Annotated in this window: 3 protein-coding genes; 1 reads left to right on the forward strand and 2 read right to left on the reverse strand. The window is 40.8% G+C overall.

The window, feature by feature from the left end; translation table 11 throughout:
- Positions 1–167 precede the first annotated feature (167 nt).
- Positions 168–1,829, forward strand: coding sequence for an energy-dependent translational throttle protein EttA (gene ettA / locus QZ265_RS09885; RefSeq protein ID WP_296405761.1), 1,662 nt, complete (start codon positions 168–170; stop codon positions 1,827–1,829).
- Positions 1,830–1,958: 129 nt separating this feature from the next.
- Here ettA and QZ265_RS09890 read toward each other — a convergent pair whose 3' ends face one another.
- Complete coding sequence (locus tag QZ265_RS09890) at positions 1,959–2,204, reverse strand: YheV family putative metal-binding protein (RefSeq protein WP_296405763.1); 246 nt, start codon at positions 2,202–2,204, stop codon at positions 1,959–1,961.
- 1 nt (position 2,205) lies between these two features.
- Positions 2,206–4,431 (reverse strand): M3 family metallopeptidase, encoded by a 2,226-nt coding sequence (locus tag QZ265_RS09895; RefSeq protein WP_296405764.1) that lies wholly within the window; start codon positions 4,429–4,431, stop codon positions 2,206–2,208.
- Between the last annotated feature and the right edge of the window lie 219 nt (positions 4,432–4,650).

Raw genomic sequence — 4,650 nt, forward strand, 5'->3', positions numbered from 1 at the left:
AACAGGTATTTTATAAAGTATAAACTTAAATCAAAAAATAAAGTGCTGAGAATTAAGCTGATATCATTAGATGATAACTTTAGGCCAATATGCGATAATGACGGCTAACTATTTTTTGAGTTTTTAATGAAGTTTTTGTAACGACTAACGTAAATAATGGAGTCTTAATGGCACAATATATTTATACCATGAACAAGGTCTCAAAACTTGTTCCCCCTAAACGTGAAATATTAAAAGACATTAGCCTATCGTTTTTCCCTGGCGCAAAAATTGGTGTTTTAGGTATCAATGGTGCAGGTAAGTCAACTTTACTACGTATCATGGCCGGCGTGGACACCGATTATAGTGGTGAAGCTCGCGCACAACCGGGTACTAAGATTGGTTATTTACCCCAAGAGCCACAGCTAGATAATAATAAAGATGTGCGTGGCAACGTCGAAGATGGTATGCGCGAAGCCTTAGATGCACTAAGCCGTCTAGATGAAATCTACGCCGAATATGCCGCGCCAGATGCTGATTTCGATAAGTTAGCTGAAGAACAAGGTAAAATGGAAGATATTATTCAGGCTTGGGATGCGCATAACTTAAATACCCAACTTGAAAAAGCAGCAGATGCGCTACGTCTACCACCTTGGGATGCTGATGTTAGCAAGCTCTCTGGGGGTGAAAAACGTCGTGTGGCTCTATGCCGTCTACTACTCTCTCGCCCAGATATGTTGCTTCTTGATGAGCCTACTAACCATTTGGACGCAGAGTCTGTGGCTTGGCTTGAGCAATTCTTGAAAAACTTTAGCGGAACCATTGTTGCCATTACCCATGATAGATACTTCCTTGATAACGTGGCGGAGTGGATTTTGGAGCTTGACCGCGGTTATGGTTATCCTTATGAAGGCAACTATACTGAATGGCTAGAGCAAAAGAATAAGCGTTTAGAAGAGCAGAATAAGCAAGAAGAGTCTTTTGCTAAAGCACTGAAAAAAGAGCTTGAATGGGTACGCAAAAACCAAAAAGGGCAGCAGGCCAAATCTAAATCTCGTATTCAACGCTTTGAAGAGCTTAACTCAAAAGAATTCCAGCAACGTAATGAGACCTCAGAAATCTATATTCCACCCGGTCCACGTTTAGGTAATAAAGTAATCGAGGTCAACAACATCTCGAAATCTTTCGGCGATCGCTTGTTGTACGAAAACCTAAGCTTTAATGTACCGCCTGCCGCTATTGTAGGTATCATTGGTCCAAATGGTGCGGGTAAAACTACCCTGTTTAACATGATGACCGGACTTGATAAGCCGGATACTGGTACAGTAGATTTAGGTGAAAGTGTGAGCGTGGCTTATGTAGGTCAGGTTCGTGATAATTTGGATGATAAAAAAACGGTGTGGGAAGAGGTATCAGACGGTTTAGATATTATTAAAGTGGGTGACTATGAAACCCCAAGTCGTGCATACATTGGCCGCTTTAACTTCAAAGGCTCTGATCAGCAAAAGGTAGTAGGTAGCTTATCGGGCGGGGAGCGTAATCGTCTGCAACTGGCCAAAACGCTTAAACAAGGCGCAAACGTTATCTTACTCGATGAGCCATCAAACGATTTGGATGTAGAAACCCTACGTGCCCTTGAGGATGCGATTCAAGTTTTCCCAGGTACAGTGTTGGTGGTCTCGCATGATCGCTGGTTCCTTGATCGTATTGCCACTCATATTTTGGCATTTGAGCCTGAAGGTCCAGTGTGGTATGACGGTAACTACTCAGAGTATGAAGCGTATCGTAAGAAAACCTTAGGCGATGAAGCAGGACCTAAGCGTATGAAGTATAAAAAAATAACAGGCTAGTTTATATAAATCTAGATGTTTAAAAAGCCAGATAGCTGCTCATTTTATAGATCAGCTATCTGGCTTTTGTTTGGGCTAAGGTATAGTTCAATTTTAGGTGATAGCTTAAAGTGGTGTGCTTCTAGTGGCTTACTTCAAAAACTTAACCGTACCAGTAGTGCCGGTAGTCATGGCATCATTGGCTAAGTTGTTTTTTTCGTTAATATCATCTGGATCAGGACGTCTTTCAATATGGCCACATTGAGTACATTCGATATATTCATCAGGTTCAGGTTCAAACACCTGAACCTGAACCACAGCATCCATCGTCTGACAATTGGGGCAGCTAACTCCTGCTAAGAATTGACGTTTGGGGCGTGTGGACTGATAACGCATGTTAGGTTACCTCATCATCATTATCTTCATCGTCAATATCATTGATAAAACCGCCATGGCGAAGTAGCGCATCAATGCTAGCTTCACGGCCTCTAAAATTCTCGAAGTTAGTCTTGGCAGGCAGGCTACCACCTACTGCTAGCACATTCTCACGAAAAGACTGACCAGTTGCGACGTTAAATATCCCTTCTTCCTCAAAGCGGCTAAACGCATCAGCAGACAATAGCTCCGCCCATTTATAAGAATAATAACCCGCTGCATAACCCCCAGCAAAGATATGACTAAAGCCATTTGCAAAACGGTTGTATTCAGGTGTTTGCATCACAGCAACATCGTCACGCACTTGATTTAGCGTTGCTAAAATACCTTGATAATCAGGTGCGGGCGTAGCAGCATGAATCAATAAATCAAATAAAGAGAACTCAATCTGGCGCAAAGTTTGCATGCCACTTTGGAAGTTTTTGGCAGCCAGTAAAGCTTCTAACTGTGATTCAGGTAACGGCTCACCTGTATCAACATGAGCACTAATTAATTTAATACCTTCAGAGTCCCATGCCCAGTTTTCCAAAAACTGACTGGGCAACTCTACTGCGTCCCATTCGACACCATTTACGCCGGCCACATGACTAATGCTAACTTCAGTTAATAAGTGATGCAGACCATGCCCAAACTCATGGAATAAGGTCAATACTTCATCGTGAGTCAATAAGCTAGGCTTATCGTCAGTAGGTGATGTGAAGTTGCCTACCATAAAGCATACCGGTAGTTGTGAATATGGCTTAGCCGTGCCTGCATAGTTATAACGGGCTTGAAAGCCATTCATCCAGGCACCACCTCGCTTGCCTTTACGAGCGTATAAGTCGAAGTAAAAGCCACCAATTAAACGATCTTCGCTATCTTGATTTGCTGCGCTACTATTGCTATCAAAAAGTTGATAGAAGCGGACATCTTTATGCCATAAAGGTATTTTATCTGAACATTCAATCGCTCGAACCCCAAATAATTTATTCACAATATCAAATAAGCCTTCTATCACTTTTGGTAAAGGGAAATAAGGACGAATCTCTTCTTGGGATAGTTTGAATTTGGCCTGTTTTACTTTTTCAGCCAGATAAGCGGTATCCCAAGGCTCTATATTATCAGTATCAGTATCAATATCTATATCAATGCCAATGCCAATGCCATGATTTTTGGCTTCAGCTTTAAGTTGGTCTAAATCACGTTTGGCAGCAGGCATTGCTTTTTTAGACAGATTGCGAAGGAAAGTCTCTACCTGATCGGTGCTCTCTGCCATTTTTCGTGACAGTGAAACTTGGGCATAATTATCAAAGCCAAGCAGTGTGGCTTTTTTTGCACGTAGGCTTAAGATGTTTGCCATGATGTCGCTGTTATCGAGTGATTCCCCTTTATCGTTTTTGTGCTCATCGAACTCTGATGCTCGAGTAACATAAGCTTTATATAAAGTTTTACGTAGCTCACGGTGATCAGCATGCGTCATTACTGCCAAATAAGAAGGAACATCCAAAGTTGCGACATACAACGGCTCATCGGTTTTAGCATCTTTTGAGTCTGCTTGATTGGCTTTATAAGCCTCACCAGCCGCTTTTAACATCGCTAATCCACTATAGGTAATACCCGCCAACTGATCATCAGTTAAAGGTAGGGCATAAGCTTGGGTAGCATCTAAGATGTTGTCAGAAAACTTAGCAGATAAGGAGGATAGCTGACTTTGAATGTCTGCAAATTGTTTTTGTTTATCCGCTTCTAGAGCAACTCCAGATAACTCAAAACTTTGGATAGCTATTTCTATAGCGCGTTGGCGGGCAGGCTCTAGATTTTTAAAAAAAGTAGAGTCACTTTTAATGGTTTGGTAACGTTGATATAACGGCTTATTTTGACCAACACGAGTACTAAAGGCTGAGAGTAGCGGTAGCATATCATGGTAAATATGACGAATATCATCATTGCTCATAACGCTATTTAGATGAGATAAAACGCCCCAACTACGGTCTAAATCCAGTTCTATATGGTCAAACTCAATGATATCTGCTAAGGCTTGTTGGGCTTGATGCAAGGTTTCATTTTCATTGTCTAAGTTATCAAGAAATATATTGCCAGCCTCAAGAGCTTGATTTATCTGTTCTTTTAGTTGTTCAGCAGTAATTTGACTAAAGTCTACTAAATTTAAATTAGGGTCTATATCTTTGTTTTGAAAGGTTGATTGCATAAATTCGTCCATAATCATATTAATTGTAATTGGAATTACTTATAACTATTGCGTCTAAGCTTTACCATTGCAAGTCATTTAGCTAATACCTAGTCAATAATTTATTGATAAGCATCAGATAACTATAAAAGTATGTATGTCGGTAATGTTAATCGGTATGAGTAATTAGGGCGTGTTGAACATTGGGATAAAAAGAAGGTGACAAAAAAATAGCAAACG

This window comes from Psychrobacter sp. (assembly GCF_018260395.1).
Lineage (GTDB): Bacteria > Pseudomonadota > Gammaproteobacteria > Pseudomonadales > Moraxellaceae > Psychrobacter.